Annotated in this window: 17 protein-coding genes; 13 read left to right on the top strand and 4 right to left on the bottom strand. The window is 64.5% G+C overall.

The window, feature by feature from the left end; translation table 11 throughout:
* Positions 1-38: 38 nt before the first annotated feature.
* The 3 genes from GJ631_RS03445 to GJ631_RS03455 all read right to left on the bottom strand — a co-directional run bounded on the left by GJ631_RS03445 (position 39) and on the right by GJ631_RS03455 (position 3,087).
* Positions 39-1,007 carry an electron transfer flavoprotein subunit alpha/FixB family protein gene (locus GJ631_RS03445; protein ID WP_156707802.1) on the bottom strand — a complete coding sequence of 323 codons (969 nt, stop codon included), beginning with the start codon at positions 1,005-1,007 and terminating at the stop codon, positions 39-41.
* Positions 1,004-1,798 carry an electron transfer flavoprotein subunit beta/FixA family protein gene (locus GJ631_RS03450; protein ID WP_156707803.1) on the bottom strand — a complete coding sequence of 265 codons (795 nt, stop codon included), beginning with the start codon at positions 1,796-1,798 and terminating at the stop codon, positions 1,004-1,006. The genes GJ631_RS03445 and GJ631_RS03450 overlap by 4 nt, the downstream gene beginning before the upstream one ends.
* A 116-nt stretch (positions 1,799-1,914) precedes the next feature.
* Entirely contained in the window at positions 1,915-3,087 is a 1,173-nt protein-coding gene (locus tag GJ631_RS03455) for a hypothetical protein (protein ID WP_156707804.1), read from the bottom strand.
* A gap of 154 nt (positions 3,088-3,241) precedes the next feature.
* On the opposite strand from GJ631_RS03455, the gene GJ631_RS03460 reads away from it, so the two are divergent.
* The gene (locus GJ631_RS03460; protein ID WP_156707805.1) at positions 3,242-4,444 is read left to right on the top strand and encodes a hypothetical protein; all 1,203 of its coding nucleotides are present in this window, start codon (positions 3,242-3,244) and stop codon (positions 4,442-4,444) included.
* A 36-nt stretch (positions 4,445-4,480) separates the two neighbouring features.
* Complete coding sequence (locus GJ631_RS03465) at positions 4,481-5,014, top strand: type IV pilin (RefSeq protein WP_156707806.1); 534 nt, start codon at positions 4,481-4,483, stop codon at positions 5,012-5,014.
* On the opposite strand, the gene GJ631_RS03470 is transcribed toward GJ631_RS03465, so the two are convergent.
* A complete protein-coding gene (locus GJ631_RS03470; protein ID WP_156707807.1) occupies positions 4,933-5,619 on the bottom strand; it encodes a methyltransferase domain-containing protein in 687 nt (228 codons plus the stop codon). The two genes, GJ631_RS03465 and GJ631_RS03470, sit on opposite strands and share 82 nt — an antisense overlap.
* 153 nt (positions 5,620-5,772) lie before the next feature.
* Between GJ631_RS03470 and ahaH the strand changes: the two genes are divergently transcribed.
* The 11 genes from ahaH to GJ631_RS03525 all read left to right on the top strand — a co-directional run bounded on the left by ahaH (position 5,773) and on the right by GJ631_RS03525 (position 16,810).
* Positions 5,773-6,105: an ATP synthase archaeal subunit H gene (gene ahaH / locus GJ631_RS03475; RefSeq protein WP_156707808.1), complete on the top strand. Its 333-nt coding sequence runs from the start codon at positions 5,773-5,775 to the stop codon at positions 6,103-6,105.
* Complete coding sequence (locus GJ631_RS03480) at positions 6,092-8,341, top strand: V-type ATP synthase subunit I (protein WP_156707809.1); 2,250 nt, start codon at positions 6,092-6,094, stop codon at positions 8,339-8,341. Before ahaH ends, GJ631_RS03480 begins: the two co-directional genes overlap by 14 nt.
* Positions 8,342-8,518: 177 nt before the next feature.
* Complete coding sequence (locus GJ631_RS03485) at positions 8,519-8,791, top strand: F0F1 ATP synthase subunit C (RefSeq protein WP_156707810.1); 273 nt, start codon at positions 8,519-8,521, stop codon at positions 8,789-8,791.
* 22 nt (positions 8,792-8,813) lie between these two features.
* A complete protein-coding gene (locus GJ631_RS03490) occupies positions 8,814-9,395 on the top strand; it encodes a V-type ATP synthase subunit E (protein ID WP_156707811.1) in 582 nt (193 codons plus the stop codon).
* A complete protein-coding gene (locus GJ631_RS03495) occupies positions 9,392-10,453 on the top strand; it encodes a V-type ATP synthase subunit C (RefSeq protein WP_156707812.1) in 1,062 nt (353 codons plus the stop codon). The genes GJ631_RS03490 and GJ631_RS03495 overlap by 4 nt, the downstream gene beginning before the upstream one ends.
* Positions 10,450-10,770, top strand: a complete 321-nt coding sequence (locus GJ631_RS03500) for a V-type ATP synthase subunit F (protein WP_156707813.1) — start codon at positions 10,450-10,452, stop codon at positions 10,768-10,770. Before GJ631_RS03495 ends, GJ631_RS03500 begins: the two co-directional genes overlap by 4 nt.
* Before the next feature lies 1 nt (position 10,771).
* Positions 10,772-12,529, top strand: a complete 1,758-nt coding sequence (locus GJ631_RS03505) for an ATP synthase subunit A (RefSeq protein WP_156707814.1) — start codon at positions 10,772-10,774, stop codon at positions 12,527-12,529.
* Between the two features lie 2 nt (positions 12,530-12,531).
* Positions 12,532-13,944, top strand: coding sequence for an ATP synthase subunit B (locus GJ631_RS03510; protein ID WP_156707815.1), 1,413 nt, complete (start codon positions 12,532-12,534; stop codon positions 13,942-13,944).
* Between the two features lie 45 nt (positions 13,945-13,989).
* On the top strand, positions 13,990-14,517 hold the full coding sequence (locus GJ631_RS03515) for a hypothetical protein (protein ID WP_156707816.1): 528 nt from the start codon (positions 13,990-13,992) through the stop codon (positions 14,515-14,517).
* Positions 14,518-14,546: 29 nt separating this feature from the next.
* Positions 14,547-15,236, top strand: a complete 690-nt coding sequence (locus tag GJ631_RS03520; RefSeq protein WP_156707817.1) for a V-type ATP synthase subunit D — start codon at positions 14,547-14,549, stop codon at positions 15,234-15,236.
* Positions 15,237-15,406: 170 nt separating this feature from the next.
* Complete coding sequence (locus GJ631_RS03525; protein WP_156707818.1) at positions 15,407-16,810, top strand: wax ester/triacylglycerol synthase family O-acyltransferase; 1,404 nt, start codon at positions 15,407-15,409, stop codon at positions 16,808-16,810.
* The last annotated feature ends 1 nt before the right edge of the window (position 16,811 follow it).

The following is a 16,811-nucleotide window of genomic DNA, read 5'->3' on the forward strand; positions in this document are numbered from 1 at the left end:
CGGACGAAAAATGTGGATATCGAGGGGCGAAAACCGGCCTACAGGTCAGGCGCTTCGCCGCCGAACTCCTCGATGAGTTCGGGAACGACCTCGAAGAGGTCGTCGACGATACCGTAGTCGGCGATGTCGTAGATGGGTGCGTTGGGGTCGGTGTTGATGGCGACGATGGTGTCGGCGCCCTTCATGCCGGCGACGTGCTGGACCGCCCCGGAGATGCCGATGGCGATGTACACGTCGGGCGTGACGACCTTCCCGGACTGGCCGACCTGTCGGTTCTTCGGCAGCCAGCCGTTGTCGACGATGGGTCGCGACGAGGACAGCGTCGCGCCGAGGGTGTCGGCGAGTTCCTCGACGAGCGGGAGGTTCTCCTCCTCGTCGATACCGCGGCCGATGGAGACGAGCACGTCTGCCTCGGTGATGTCGACGTCGCCGCCGCCGACTTCCTCGAAGCCGTTGACGGTCGTCCCGAGGGCGCCCTCGTCGATGTCGGCGTCGAAGGCCTCGACGGCAGCGTCGCCGGCCGCTTCGGCCTTCGGCCACTCCGCCGGCCGGATGGTCAGCGCGTAGTCGTCGGCGTCGATGTCGTAGGTCGTCTCGACCTTGCCACCGTACTGTTCGCGGGTGACTTCGAGGTTGCCGTTCGTCTCGAAGTCGACGACGTCGGTGACGAGCGGCAGGTCGAGTCCCTCGGCGACCGCCGGTGCGTAGTCGAGGCCGTTAACCGAGTTCGGCATCAGAAGCGCCGTCGGCTCGACCTCTGCGGCCAACTGCTCGATGGCCTGGGTGTAGACGCCGTGGTTGAATTCCTCGCCCTCGTCGACGGTGTAGATGGTGTCGACGCCGTCGCGGTTTACGTCCTCGGCGAAGCCCTCGACGTCGCCGCCGATGACGGCGAGTTCGAGGTCAGTGCCGAGGTCGTCTGCCAGTTCGCGGCCGGCCGTGACGAGTTCGTAGGACACGTCACGAACATCGCCGCGGCGGTGTTCGGTGATTGCGAGAACGGTCATCCTTCAACAACCCCCTTGTCGCGGAGGAACGTAGCCAGTTCTCCTGCGGTCTCCTCTGCACTACCCTCCCAGAGCGTGGCGTCGCCCTCGGATTCGGGTTCGTACATCGACGTGCGCTCGACCGGCGACTCGACGACGCTGTCGTCGAGGCCGAGGTCATCGAGCGTGTGAACGTCCAGCGGCTTGCGCTGTGCTTGTCGGATGCCACGGAGGCTCGCGTAGCGCGGTTCGTTGATACCGGTCTGGATGGTCAACACGGACGGGAGTTCGACGTCGGTGAGTTCCTCGATACCGCCTTCGAGTTCGCGGTGGACGGAGGCGACGCCTGCCTCGATGTCGAGGTCGAGGGCGTTGACGACGGCGGCCCACTCGAAGCCGATGCGGTCGGCCAGTGCGACGCCGGTCGCGCCGTTTGCGTCGTCGCCGGCCTGGACGCCGGTGAGGACGAAGTCGGGGTCCTCCTCTTCGACGACGGCGGCGAGGATGTCGGCTTTCGACTCGACGTCGAGGAACTGGGCGTTCTCGAGGGAGTCGTCCCACACGCGGAGCGCGCGGTCTGCGCCCTTCGCCAGCGCCATCCGAACGGTCTCCTCGGCGCGTTCGGGGCCGATGGTGACGGTGACGACCTCCACGTCGTCGTTCTCCTCCGAAATCTGTACGGCTTCCTCAACGGCGTAGTCGTCCCACTCGTTGAGATCATACTCGAGGGAGCCCTCGTCGATGTCGAGTCCCGAAATCTGGAACTCGTCGTCGACCTCGGCCACCTCTTTGACGGTGACGAGTATTTTCATAGCGGCTAGTCACCGGATATGACGACTGTCCGTGGTTAAACGTTTCCGAATCGTACGGCGTTTGTCACAGGTTAAGAATCCGTTGAACAGTGTTTAACCGCCCGACAACGTGGCGGTCACGCTTCGTCGTCGTCGAACTCGCCGAGCTGTTCGTCGGGGAAACTGATGAGGTTCTCCCGCCCGATTCGGAGCTTCTCGATGCGGCCGGCCTCGTCCATCGACGACAGCAGCTGTGACACCTTCGCGTTCGACCAGCCGGTCTCCTTGACGATGTTGGCCTGCTTCATCCGCCCGCCGTTCCGTTCGAGCAGTTGTTCGACCCGCTCCTCGTCGGAGAGGAGTTCCGGGTCGGTTGGCGGCTCGGGTTCGTCGCCTTCGTCGGTCGCGGTCTCGTCGTCGGTGCTGGTACCGACACCTGCCGTTTCGTCGCTTTCGGTGGTCGTCGTCGCCGATGGGCCGTCGGTCGCTGACGGCGTCGCCTCGACGCCGCCGTCGGTTTCACCGTCCCGACGTTGCCACAGCAGGTACAGTCCCAGCAGCAACGCGGCGGCGCTCAACACCACGGCGCCGAAGAGCAGCAGCGTCGAGAGCTGGATTCCGCCCGGTCCTACTGGCGTCTCGGTGTCGGTACCTCCGGGGCCGCCGTTTCCGGGCTCGTAGACGATATCGAAGTACCCCGGCTCGAACGTTTGCGGGCCGTCCCACCGAAGCTCCCCGGCCCGCGGGGCAATCGGGGAGGTACTCGGGCCGCCGTACCCCGGCGGGGATTTCAACACGAGCGTCTGTCCGTCGCTCAGGCCCGGGAGCCACGTCCCGTTTGTGGTGTTGAACGAGTCCTGGAGGTACAGCGTCCCGCTCGTGTCCTGTCGAGCGAACGATGTCCAAGTAAACGATAGCCGGAACTCACCGCGCTGGCTGATGACTTCTCCGTCCTCGGTTTCGTTGACGATGACTGCGTTCCGGTCGGTGGAGTCCTGCGGAATCCGCATCTCCCGGCCGGTCGCCGCCGACGTCTCTTCGGCGGCGCGTCGGAAGGTCTCGACGCCGAGGTCGAAGTCGCGTTCGCCGCTCTCGAAGGCGTTGGCGAACGATTGGAACTCCTCTATGTCCTCCTCGTCTTCCAGCGGGACGACTGCAACGACGGTCCAGCGGGCGTCGCCGTCGTCCTGTAGTTGCACCTCCAGACGGGTCTCCTCGGTCGTGGCCGGCTGTGCGGCTGCCGGTGTGGCACCGACCACGAGCGCGGTCACGAGGAGGGCACACAGCAGGACGGGAACCCGGCACCGCATATTAGGTTCGATGCACGCCCACGCGGGAAAACGCTTTCCATCACGAGATAAAACGTCTCCGCGGCGTATGAAGCGTTTCGAGGGCTCTGCGCTCCGTACAGCCGTCGGTGTCGAGTGGGCTGGATTTTTACTCGCCGGCGCCGAGAGCCCGAGTATGAACGGTTCCCGCGCCGTCGTGTTCGCCCTCCTCTGCTGTCTCGCCCTGGCGTCCGGCGTCGCCGTTCACGCCCAAACAGAAGGTGAGTCGACGATGTCTGTCACCGGCGACAACGGCACCGCGGAGTATCTGGCACCGTCGCCGTCTGCTGTCGACCGAAGCGAGAGTTCGACGGCGACGCTGGACGTTGCGGGTGCGGTCGGCGGCAACGCCATGGAACTCCAGACGACCTACCAGCGTGTCAATTTCCAGCGGGCGTATCGGAACGCCGAATCGGACACCGAACGTCGCATGGTCCTCCGGAACGCTGCCGAGTGGTATTCCGAGCGGACCGACCGACTGGAACGACGACAGCGAACCGCGATACGGCAGTACGGTAACGGTGCAATCGATTCCCAGGAGCTGTTCCGAACGCTGGCCGCCGTCGACCGGGGCGCTACTGCGATGGAGTCGAACGTCGGCTGGTTCGAAAACAACGCCGACGACCTCGGAATGAGCAGCGTCCAGACGCAACTGAACACCGACCGCGTTCGGCTGCTTACGCTCCAGGGCCCGCTCGGGGGCGCCCTCGAGTCGGCGTTCAAAGGCGAGCGAACCTTCGTCGTTCACACCGAAGTGAGCGGCAACGCGACCGTCCTTTCGACGGTCGACCCCGACGCGACCGGAGGCCAAACGTACGTCCGGGAGGCGCACGACCCCTCGGCGCGGTCCATCGGCGTCCCCGACACCTACGACGGTGACCTCTCGCCGGCACTCGACCGCGTCGAGACGCTGTACCCGTGGGTGACCGACAACGGGTCGCCGACGGTCGATTTCCTCGGCCCCGACCGCGCCCGACTCTATCGCTTCGAGTACGACCACCCACACGGAACGCTCCGGACGTACCTCGACGGCGGTTCGGAAAACATCGTCACGGAAATCCAGCGCATCGACCCCGAAGCGGTGCCGACCGACACCGTCGAAACCGTCGACGGTGACCTCCTGCTTCGGGTCAACACGACCCGCGCCGGCGGCCCCTTCGGCGTGACGGTGTTGAACGAGACGAGCGGTGAACCGGTCCCCGCAGCGGTCGAAATAAACGGCCGACAGGTGGGCGGCACCGACGGTGAGCGGGTCTGGACCGTCGGCCCGCGGGGCACCGTGACGGTCAACGCCACCCACGACGGCCGGTCGCTGTCCGTCACGACGACTCTCGAGTAGCGAACGTTCTTATCGGAAGCCGAGGGAACGGGCGGTATGACCGACCGCGCCGCCGCTCCCGTCGTCGGAGTCGTCCTCCTGGTCGCGGTGACCGTCCTCGCGGCGACGGTCGTCGGAACGGCACTTCCCTCGGAACTCTCGACGCCCGCCCGAACGGCAGCTTTCGATGTCGAGGCCGACGACACCGGCCGAGTGACCGTCACCCACCTCGGTGGCGATGCCATCGACCCCACCGAGCTTCGGGTCCGAATCCGCGTCGACGGCGAACGGCTTTCCGAACAGCCGCCGGTCCCGTTCTTTTCGGCGCGTGGATTCGAAAGCGGGCCGACGGGGCCGTTCAACAGCGCCACGCACGGCACGTGGCGTGCCGGCGAATCCGCGAGTCTCCGCGTGGCAGGGACGAATTCGCCGACGTTGGGAGTCGGTGCGACCGTAGAGGTACGCCTCTACGTCGACGGGACGCGAATCGCCGTCGAGACGGCGACCGTTCAGGCTGCTTCGACCGGGTCGCTGTCGACGGTCGCCTCCTCTTCGGTTTCGGGGGCGTCCTCGTCGTCGTCAGGCACGTAGGCGACGGTCGTAATCGCCCGCGGAGTTCCCGGTGCGCGCTGTTGGATGTGGTGTTCGAACTCCTCGAAGCCGGCTTCGGCGAACATCCGGTCGGCCTCCGCCTCGTCGTAAAACAGCATGATGGTGTCGGCGAGTTTCTGGAACAGCGTCGAGTTGGGGTAGTCGGGGCCGACGACGAGCACCGGCTGGCCGGGCTTGGTGACGCGGCGGGCCTCCCGCAGCGCCGCGACGGGGTCGGGCCAGTACTCGATGGAGCCGGAGGACCAGTAGGCGTCGAAGCTGTCGTCGGCGAAGGGGAGTCGTTCGGCGTCGCCGCGGTGGAACTTCACGCCACCGCGCTTGCCGAACTTCGCGAAGGCCTTCTCCAGTTGGTGGGCCGACTGGTCGAGTCCCCACACGTCGTCGGTGTACCCCAGCAGTCCCTCGGTGGCGAAGCCGGTGCCACAGCCGACGTCGAGGACGCGGTCCCCCGAATCGAGGTCGAGCCACTCCAGGGCCTCGTCGCGCATCTCCTCGTTCCAGATGAACGGGTTGATGGTGTCGTACACCTGCGAGAGGTACTTGTAGAAGAGCCGCGCACGCGCTTTGTCTTCGAGGAGTCCCATTGACCGCCCTTTGGGGCGGTTCGGTCATAATTCCCCTGTTTCCGGCCGGTCGTGGTCCACGAGCGCTCGAAGAGACAGTTGGCATCGAACCGCGCGAAAAGCCGTTTCGCAACTACCAAATAGGCGCTTTCCGAAGCATCCGATGATATAATCATGGCCAGGCCAGAGGTTCTTGACCGAATCAAGGAGGCCGAGCGGGAGGCTGACGAAATCGTCGCCGACGCGAAGGATGCGCGAGAGGAGCGCATCGCGGAGGCGCGCGAGGAAGCCGACCGCATTCGCGAGCAAGCCCGCGAGGACGCCGCCGACCACAAGGAGGCGGAACTCGCCGAGGCGCGTGAGGAAATCGAGGCCGAACGCGAGGAACTCCTCGCCGAAGGCGAGTCCGACCGTGAGGCCCTCGAAGCGCGCGCCGACGAACAGCGCGACGAGGTGGTCGAATACACCGTGGAGTTGTTCACGGAGGCGGTGAATGCTCAGACCTAAGCAGATGAGTCGGGTCTCGGTGACGGGATCCAAGCGCGTGATGGACGAAGCCGTCGAGGCCGTCCACGACCTGAACCTGTTGCACGTCACCGAGTACGACGGCGGCTGGGAGGGGTTCGAACCCGGTGACCCAGTCGAGGGCGCCGAAGACGCCGCCGAGAAACTCGTCACCGTCCGCTCGCTGGAGAGCATCCTCGACATCACCGAGGAGGACGCCGGTCGGACGCGAATCATCGAAGACGACGAACTCGACGAGGAACTCGAGGCGACCCGGAATCGGGTCAACGAACTCGACGACCGCCGCTCGGAGTTGGAGGACGAACTGCGGGATATCGACGAGAAAGTCGACGCAGCACGTCCTTTCGCCGAGTTAGGTATCGACCTCGACTTGCTCGCCGGCTACGACTCGCTGACGGCCACCGTCGGCGAGGGCGACACCGAGACCATCCGTCGGACGCTCATCGACGCCGACGAGGTCGACGGCTTCGAGCTGTTCGAGGAGAGCGGCTACGTCGCCGTCTTCGTCTATCCCGATGTCGACCTCGAGGACGTGCTGGTCGGTGCGGCGTTCACCCGATACGAGGTACCGGAGTTGGGCGACGGCGACGAGGCGACGAGTCCCGAGAAGTACATCGACGACCTCGAACACCGTCGGCAGAAGGTCGAGTCGAAGCTCGAAACCGTCGAGAACGAACTCGAAGACACCAAACACGAGGTCGCTGGCTTCCTGCTGGCCGCCGAGGAGAAGCTCTCCATCGAGGTCCAAAAGCGGGAGGCACCGCTGACCTTCGCGACGACGGAGAACGCCTTCGTCGCCGAGGGGTGGATTCCGAGTGACCGATACGCCGACCTCGCCGAGACGCTGCAGTCGGCCGTCGGCGACCACGTCGATGTTGAGGAACTCGAACAGGCGAAGTACGACGACGACGGCCACGCCCACGAACGCGAGAGCGTCGGCGGCTCCGGCTCTGCGGGCTCCGAAAGCGGCGAGGCGGTCGCGGCCGACGGCGGCACCGCGATGAGCGGTGGCGAACCGCCGGTCGTCCAGGACAACAGCGGGGCGGTGAAACCGTTCGAAGCGCTCATCGAAGTCATCAATCGACCGAAGTACTCCGAGCTCGACCCGACGTTCATCCTGTTCCTGACGTTCCCGCTGTTCTTCGGGTTCATGATTGGCGACCTCGGCTACGGGTTGCTGTACGCCGGAATGGGCTATCTGCTGATGAGTCGATTCGAGTCGGAGACGATTCGCTCGCTCGGTGGCGTCGGCATCTACGCTGGTGTGTTCACGGCCATCTTCGGCATCCTGTACGGGGAGTTCTTCGGGCTTCACCAGCTCGGTGGAATCCTGTGGGACGGCCACCCGCCGATTCACAAGGGGCTCCAGCCGCACTACATCTACTACGCTTACGCGTGGCTGTTGGCCAGCGTCATCGCCGGCGTACTCCACCTCGTCGTGGGTCGCGTGTTCGACTTCGTCAACAACCTCGAACACGGCTTCGGCGAGGCGTTCATGGAGAGCGGGTCGTGGATTATCCTCACCCTCGGCGTCTGGTGGTGGGTGTTCAGTACGTCCGCGCTCGGCCCGAAACCGAACTTCATGTTCAGCGTCTTCGCCGCCGAAGGGATGACCAACCCCGCAACGGGTGAGGTTATCACCGAGGGCGTCGCGTTGCCGCTCGGCTTCAACGGCTTTGCGCCAATCGAACTCGTGACGCTGCCGGTCGTCGGAACGCTGACGCTGCAGGTCCTCGCCATCCTCGTCGGGTTGGCGATGGTGTTGAAAGTCGAGGGCGGTATCGGCCTCGTGGAGTCGATTACCCAGGCGTTCGGGCACGTCGTCTCCTATACGCGTATCGCCGCTGTCCTGCTGGCGAAGGCCGGTATGGCGCTTGCGGTGAACCTGCTCGTCTTCGGCGCGTACCTCCACGACGGTGAGTTCCACCTCATCTTCTTCGCGGAGGCGGCCGAAGTCGCGGAGGCAGAAGCCGCAGGGGAGGTCATCTTCGGTGGGCTCCTCAACGCCGAAGGCGGTGCGATGCTCGTTCTCGGCATCATCTTCGGTATCGTCGTGCTCGTTCTCGGACACCTGCTGGTGTTGATTCTGGGCATCACGTCCGCAGGCCTGCAGGCGGTCCGTCTCGAGTACGTCGAGTTCTTCGGGAAGTTCTACGAGGGCGGCGGCAAGAAGTACACGCCGTTCGGCTACGACCGGACCTACACGACCGAGGACTGAGGCCTCGGTCGTCGCCGCGGTCGCTGCGCTGAGACATCGCATAGCGTTCAGGTTGAGTACTGTTCTCACACGTGAGTGAGGGGCGCTCTCCGTGTCGTTTGGGAAGTTTTATGAACTCAGTGCGAACATATCCGTCTGTTCGGATAGCAGTCAATCCACCCGACGGAAAATCAAACCATGTTTGAACTTGCTACGGTCCTGGGCAGTGTTGCACCGGTTCTTCAGAGTGGAGCAGAAGCAGGCGGTCCTGCGCTCGACGCGACGGGGGCGGCGGCCCTCGCAGTAGGGCTCGCGGCGCTCGGTGCCGGTATCGCCGAGCGAGGTATCGGCGCGGCGGCGATGGGCGCCATCGCGGAGAACGAGGACCTGTTCGGTCGCGGGCTCATCCTGACGGTGCTGCCCGAGACGCTCGTCATCCTGGCGCTGGTCGTCGTGTTCCTCACGCTGTAAACCGCACCCGATTTTTAAACCAATGAGCCTTGATACGGTCGTAGAGGACATCCGAGACGAAGCCCGCGCGCGTGCGGAGGACATCCGTTCGGAGGGCGAAGAGCGTGCCGAGGAGATAATCTCCGAGGCCGAGCGCGACGCCGAGGAAATCCGAGAGGAGGCCGAACGCGATGTCGAACGCACTATCGAACAGGAGCGCGAGCAGAAGCTCTCTAGTGCGAAACTCGAGGCCAAACAGAAGCGCCTCGAAGCCCGCCGCGAGGTTCTCGAGGAGGTCCGCGACGACGTAGAAGCACAGATCGCCGCCATCGACGGTGACGAACGCGAAGAACTGACGCGGGCGTTGCTGGACGCCGCGGCCGAGGAGTTCGAGGACGCCGACACCGTCGTCGTTCACGGCCGTGCCGACGACGAGGAACTGCTCGAGACGGTCGTCGAAGACTACGATGGCTTCGACGTGGGCGAACCGACCGACTGTCTCGGTGGCGTCGTCGTCGATGCCGAGGAGTCCCGCGTTCGCGTGAACAACACGTTCGACTCCGTCCTCGAAGAGGTCTGGGACGACAACCTGCGTGATATCAGCGCACGGCTCTTCGAAGAATGAGCGTCAAAACCGAAGGGAGCTCGAACTACGAATACGTCACGGCACGAGTGCGCGCTCGCCGGGCGAAACTGTTCGGCGACGACGACTACCGGAAACTGGTCCGGATGGGGCCCGGCGAGATAGCCCGCTTCATGGAGGAGACGGAGTACGAAACCGAGATGAACGCCCTCGGTGCACGGCACTCGGGCGTCGACTTGGTCGAGTACGCGCTGAACCGGAACCTCGCGAAGCACTTCGAGGACCTGCTGCGGTGGTCCGAGGGGAGTCTGTACGGCTACATCGCCCGCTATCTCCGGAAGTTCGACGCGTGGAACATCAAGACGGTCATCCGTGGCATCTACACGGACTCCGACCGGAGCGACATCGAGGACGACCTCATTCGCACCGGCGAGTTCTCCGAGCGCCTGCTCGACCGCCTCGTCGACGCATCGAGCATCGAGGAGGCCATCGAACTGCTGGACTCCACCATCTTCGGCGGGCCGCTCGAAGACGCCTACAGCGACTTCGAGCGTGACGGCGTGTTGGTGCCGTTGGAGAACGCGGTCGACCGCGCCTTCTACGGACACCTGCTCGACGATTTGCCGAGCGCCGAACCGGACTCCCCGACGGCGCTGGTCCGTGAGTTCCTCGAAGCCGAAATCGACTTCCGGAACCTCCGGAACGGCCTGCGTATCGCACGCAGCGGCGCCGACATCGACCCCGCCGCGTACTTCATCGACGGCGGTCGACTGTTCGACCCCGAGGAGCTCCGGCAGTTGGCGAGCAACGACGAGGAACTCGTCGCCCGCATCCGGGAGGGCCCCTACGGGGACGACCTCGACGTGGCCCTCGAGGAACTGGAGGACGCGGACAGTCTCATCCAGTTCGAACACGCCCTCGACGCGGCGCTGCTGGAGTACTCCGGGAAACTCTCGAACCGCTATCCGCTGTCGGTGTGTCCGGTGCTCTCGTACATCCTCGCCAAGGAGCGCGAGGTCGAGAACATCCGCGCCGTCGCCCGCGGTCGGGAGGCCGGTCTCTCCGTCGAGGAAATCGAGGAGGAACTGGTGATACAATGAGTCAGGAAATCGCCGTCGTCGGCAGTCCGGACTTCACGACGGGGTTCCGACTGGCCGGCGTTCGTCGCTTCGAGAGCATCACCGACGACGAGAAAGACGAGCGTCTCGACGACGCCGTCGAGGAGGTACTCGACGACGAAGACGTCGGCATCGTCGTGATGCACGACGAAGACGTTGCGGACCTCTCACGTACAGTTCGACAGCGAGTCGAAACGAGTGTCGAACCGGTCGTGGTCACCTTGGGTGGCGGCACCGGTTCGGGCAATCTGCGGGAGCAGATCAAACGCGCCATCGGCATCGACCTGATGGAAGAATAACATGAGCCAAGCTACTGCAACTGAAACCACGAGTGAGGGCGTCATCGAGAGCGTCAGCGGTCCGGTCGTGACCGCCGTCGACCTCGACGCCCGCATGAACGACGTCGTCTACGTCGGCGAAGAGGGCCTGATGGGCGAGGTCATCGAAATCGAGGGGAACCTCACCACCATCCAGGTGTACGAGGAGACCTCCGACGTCGCCCCCGGCGAACCGGTCGCCAACACGGGCGAACCGCTGTCCGTCGACCTCGGACCCGGCATGATGGACAGTATCTACGACGGTGTCCAGCGTCCGCTGGACGTCCTCGAAGAGCAGATGGGGGCGTTCCTCGACCGCGGCGTCGACGCACCCGGCATCGACCTCGAGAAGACCTGGGAGTTCAACCCCGAGGTCGAGGAAGGTGACGAGGTGTCGGCCGGCGACGTCGTCGGCATCGTTCCCGAAACCGAGAGCATCGACCACAAGGTCCTCGTCCCGCCGGACTACGAAGGCGGCGAGGTCACCAGCGTCGAGTCGGGTAACTTCAACGTCGACGAGACGGTCGTCGAACTCGACAACGGCGAGGAGATTCAGATGCGACAGCAGTGGCCGGTTCGGGAACCGCGCCCCACCGTCGAGAAGGAGACGCCGACGACCCCGCTGGTTTCGGGTCAGCGCGTCCTCGACGGCCTGTTCCCCATCGCGAAAGGTGGGACGGCCGCCATTCCGGGCCCGTTCGGCTCCGGGAAGACGGTCACCCAGCACCAACTCGCCAAGTGGGCCGACGCCGACATCGTCGTCTACGTCGGCTGTGGCGAGCGCGGCAACGAGATGACGGAAGTCATCGAGGACTTCCCGGAACTGGAAGACCCCAAGACCGGCAAGCCGCTCATGTCTCGGACGTGTCTCATTGCGAACACGTCCAACATGCCCGTCGCGGCGCGTGAGTCCTGTGTGTACACGGGCATCACCATTGCCGAGTACTACCGCGACATGGGCTATGACGTCGCGCTGATGGCCGACTCCACCTCGCGGTGGGCCGAGGCCATGCGTGAAATCTCCTCCCGACTGGAGGAGATGCCCGGCGAGGAGGGCTACCCTGCCTATCTCGCCGCGCGCCTCTCGGAGTTCTACGAGCGGGCCGGCAAGTTCCAGAACATCAACGGCAGCGAGGGTTCGATTTCCGTTATCGGCGCCGTCTCGCCGCCGGGCGGTGACTTCTCGGAGCCGGTCACCCAGAACACGCTTCGTATCGTGAAGTGCTTCTGGGCGCTGGACGCCGACCTCGCAGAGCGTCGGCACTTCCCCTCGATTAACTGGAACGAGTCGTACTCGCTGTACAAGGAACAGCTCGACCCATGGTGGCGGGAGAACGTCCACGAGGAGTTCCCCGAAGTGCGCCAGTGGGCCGTCGACGTTCTCGACGAGGAGGCCGAACTGCAGGAAATCGTCCAGCTCGTCGGGAAGGACGCCCTGCCGGAGGACCAACAGCTCACGCTTGAGGTCGCCCGCTACATCCGGGAGGGGTGGCTCCAGCAGAACGCCTTCCACGACGTGGACACCTACTGTGAGCCGGAGAAGACCTATCTCATGCTGACGGCGATTCAGCACTTCAGCGAGGAGGCCTTCGACGCGCTCGAAGCCGGCGTTCCCGTCGAGGAAATCATCGACGTCGACGCCGTGCCGCAGTTGAACCGCATGAACACCCAAGAGGACTTCGAAGCCTACATCAGCGAGCTGAAAGACGACCTCAGCGACCAGCTTCGGGAGAAGTACTGACAATGCAGAAGGAATACAAAACTATCACGGAGATTAGCGGCCCGCTGGTGTTCGCCGAAATCGACGAGCCCGTCGGCTACGACGAAATCGTCGAAATCGAGACGCCGAGCGGCGAGACGCGACGCGGCCAGGTCCTCGAGACCACCTCCGAATACGTCGCGATTCAGGTGTTCGAGGGAACCTCGGGCATCGACCGCAATTCGTCGGTTCGGTTCCTCGGCGAGACCCTGCAGATGCCGCTGACCGAGGAACTGCTCGGTCGCGTGCTGTCGGGCTCCGGCGAACCTATCGACGGCGGTCCCGAAATCGAACCCGACGAGGAACGACCCATCGTCGGCGCCGCAATCAACCCGACGGCTCGGGAGTACCCCGAGGAGTTCATCCAGACGGGTGTCTCCGCCGTCGACGGCATGAACACTCTGGTGCGCGGCCAGAAGCTCCCCATCTTCTCTGGGTCCGGGCTGCCGCACAACGACCTCGCACTCCAGATTGCCCGACAGGCGACCGTCCCCGAAGAGGAAGACGGTGGCGACGACGAGGGCTCGGAGTTCGCAGTCATCTTCGGCGCGATGGGTATCACCGCCGAGGAGGCAAACGAGTTCATGGACGACTTCGAGCGCACGGGCGCACTCGAGCGGTCGGTCGTCTTCATGAACCTCGCGGACGACCCCGCAGTCGAGCGGACGGTCACGCCGCGACTGGCACTGACGACCGCCGAGTACCTCGCCTTCGATAAGGGGTATCACGTGCTCGTCATCCTGACGGACATGACCAACTACTGTGAGGCGCTGCGAGAAATCGGTGCCGCACGTGAGGAGGTTCCGGGTCGACGTGGCTACCCCGGCTACATGTACACCGACCTCGCGACGCTGTACGAACGCGCCGGCCGTATCGAGGGTCGGGAGGGCTCTGTCACCCAGATTCCCATCCTCACGATGCCGGGCGACGACGACACCCACCCGATTCCGGACCTCACCGGATACATCACCGAGGGCCAGATTTACATCGACCGTGACTTGAACAGTCAGGGTATCGAGCCGCCGGTGAACGTCCTGCCCAGCCTCTCTCGGCTGATGGACGACGGTATCGGCGAGGGCCTCACTCGCGAGGACCACGCCGACGTTTCCGACCAGCTGTACGCCGCCTACGCGGAGGGTGAGGACCTTCGTGACCTCGTGAACATCGTCGGTCGCGAGGCACTCAGCGAGCGTGACAACAAGTACCTCGACTTCGCGGACGCCTTCGAGACGGAGTTCGTCCAGCAGGGGTACGACACGAACCGCGACATCGACGAGACGCTCGACCTCGGCTGGGAGCTCCTCAGCGAACTGCCGAAAGAGGAACTCAACCGTATCGACGAGGAACTCATCGAGGAGTACTACGTCGAGACGGAAGCAGCCCAGACCGCGGACTGACTCCGCAGTCAACGACTTCTTTACAGGGTGGGGTGAAGGATTGGTATGTCGGAGAGCCTCCTCCAGCGGGTGCCCGAAGACGCCTCGACGGTTCTCGTTCGGTCGCCCGCCATAGAGGGGGTCACGCCGGTCTGTGCGGGACTGTCGGAGCGGTCCGAACGCGTTCTACTCGTGGGGTATGCCGGGTCGAACGTCGAGTCGCTTCGAACCCGACTGGCCGAACGCAGCACCGACCCGCCGCCAGTTCGGGAACTCGACGTCGGAACCGATGTCGAACCGAGTGATTTGACGGGACTAGGCATCGCCGTCGCCGAGTCGCTGCGGCCGGACACTGCGGTGTGTTTCGACTCACTGACGGCGATGTTGCAGTACGCCGACCGCGAGCGGGCGTTTCAGTTCCTGCACGCCCTCGGCGAGCGGTGTGCATCGGCCGAGGCGACGGCACACTTCCATCTCGACCCCGAGGCGGCCGACGAGACGACCACGGCGGCGCTGTCGACGCTCGTGGACGTGGTCGTCGACACCGAGGACGAAACGGTCTCGGTTCGGCCCGAACTAACTGAAAAAGATTAACCCGGTCGGGACACAAGCCCTCGACAAGAATGGCCAAGGACGTCAAACCGACGCGGAAGAACCTCATGGCTATCGAGGACCGCATCGAACTCTCCGAGCGGGGCCACGACACCCTCGAGAAGAAGCGAGACGGCCTCATCATGGAGTTCATGGACATCCTCGACCAGGCACAGGACGTCCGGTCGGACCTCGACGACAACTACGAGCGCGCCCAGCGGAACATCAACATGGCGCGGGCGATGGAGGGGGACGTGGCGGTTCGCGGCGCCGCCGCGGCGCTGAAGGAACACCCCGAAATCACCTCTCAGTCGAAGAACATCATGGGCGTCGTCGTCCCGCAAATCGAGTCGACGAAGGTGAAGAAATCCCTCGACCAGCGCGGCTACGGACTCGTCGGCACGTCGGCGCGCATCGACGAGGCCGCCGACGCCTACGAGGAACTGCTGGAGACGATTATCCTCGCTGCCGAGGTCGAGACGGCGATGAAGAAGATGCTCGACGAAATCGAGAAGACCAAACGCCGTGTCAACGCCCTCGAGTTCAAACTCCTCCCCGAGCTGCACGGTGCCCAGGAGTACATCGAGCAGAAACTCGAAGAGCAGGAGCGTGAGGAAATCTTCCGGATGAAGAAAATCAAGGCGAAGAAGGAAGAAAACGAGGCCGAGGAGGCCGCCGAAGCGGCCGAAGCCGAGGCCGAACCGGTCACCGCAGACGACTGACGCAACCGTTTTCGTCTCCGTTCTCGGGTGTGGTAGCGACGCCGACGTTCGGCGGCAGATTCATTGACCCCCTCTCCGAAGCCCGTTTCAGATGACACGTTCGAGGCTCGCTATCGACGGCCCACGAGTGACGAACCGAGCGGGAACGACTGGGGGGTTCGGCGGTATCGATGACTGAACGGGAACCGATTTCGGGTGCGGACAACGCGTGGCGGCGCATCGGGTCGGTGAACAACCTGACGACGATAACGGGGGTGCTGTGGTTCGACGACGCGATTACCTACGAGGAACTGGCCGACCGCCTCGAGGAGCGACTGCTCCGGTTCGACCGGTTTACCCAACGCGTCGCAGGCACCGACCGCCCGATGCGACGGCCCTACTGGGAATCCGTCGAGAACTTCGACATCGAGACACACATCACCCACATCGCGCTTCCGGAGCCACAGGACAAGGCGGTGTTTCAGCGCTTCGTCAGTTGTCTGATGAGCCAGCCGCTGGAGGAGTCCCGGCCGCTGTGGGAGGCGTATCTCATCGACGGGGCCGGTGGCGACGACGGCAACGCCGTCGCGTTCCGAATCAATCACAGCATCGGCGACGGCTTCGCGCTGATGTACGTGCTGTTCGGGTTGGTCGACGACCCCGACTCGGTCGAGATGCCGATGGGTATCATGCCCGACCCGCCGAGTGCGGACGCGTTCTCCGACGACTCCGGCGACGCAATCGGGAACGACTCGGCTGGAGGCTCGTCCGTGGAGGCGGGAAGCGATGAGGGAGGCGACGGGTCGGGACTCTCCCTCGGTCCCGACGGCCCCTTGGAGGCGGCCCGTCTCGCGGGGAAAGCCGTCAAGACCGGCTGGAATCTGCTGACACAGGACGACGAGGCCGAGACCTCACTTCGGGGTGACATCGGGACGGCCAAGCGAGCGGGGTGGACCGAGGAAATCGACCTCGAGACGGTCCGTGCCATCGGCCGAGCCAACGACGCGACCATCAACGACGTGCTGTTGGCCGCTCTCGCCGGAGCGTTCCGTCGGCTTTTGCAGGAACGCGGTGAGGGGGTCGACGGACTCGAACTCCGGACGACGGTGCCGGTCAACCTCAAACCGTTGGACCAGCGGGATGCCTCGCTGGGGAACTACTTCGGACTCGCCTTCGTCCCGATTCCGGTCGGTACTGCCGACCTGAACGAGCGAATTCGCATCATCCACGAGCGGATGGACGCCCAGAAGGCGGGTCTCGAGGCGCTCATGATGTACCTGACACTGTCGGTCGGCGGACACTCGCCGGACCCCGTGTTGGACTGGCTGATGGAGCAGTTCGAGAACCGCGCGACTGGCGTGGTGACGAACGTGCCGGGCCCGACCGAAACCGTCGAATTCGCCGGCAAGGAGGTGACCGACGTGATGTTCTGGGTGCCACAGGCCAACGACCAGGGCATCGGTATCAGCATCTTCAGTTACGATGGCGGCGTCCGAGTCGGCATCGCGGCCGACGAGAACCTCCTCCCGGAGCCGTCGAAACTCGGAGACGCTTTCGAGCGGGAAATCGAGGCGTTGGCCGCCGACATCGAGTAAA

The organism is Natronomonas sp. CBA1123 (assembly GCF_009741925.1).
Lineage (GTDB): Archaea > Halobacteriota > Halobacteria > Halobacteriales > Haloarculaceae > Natronomonas.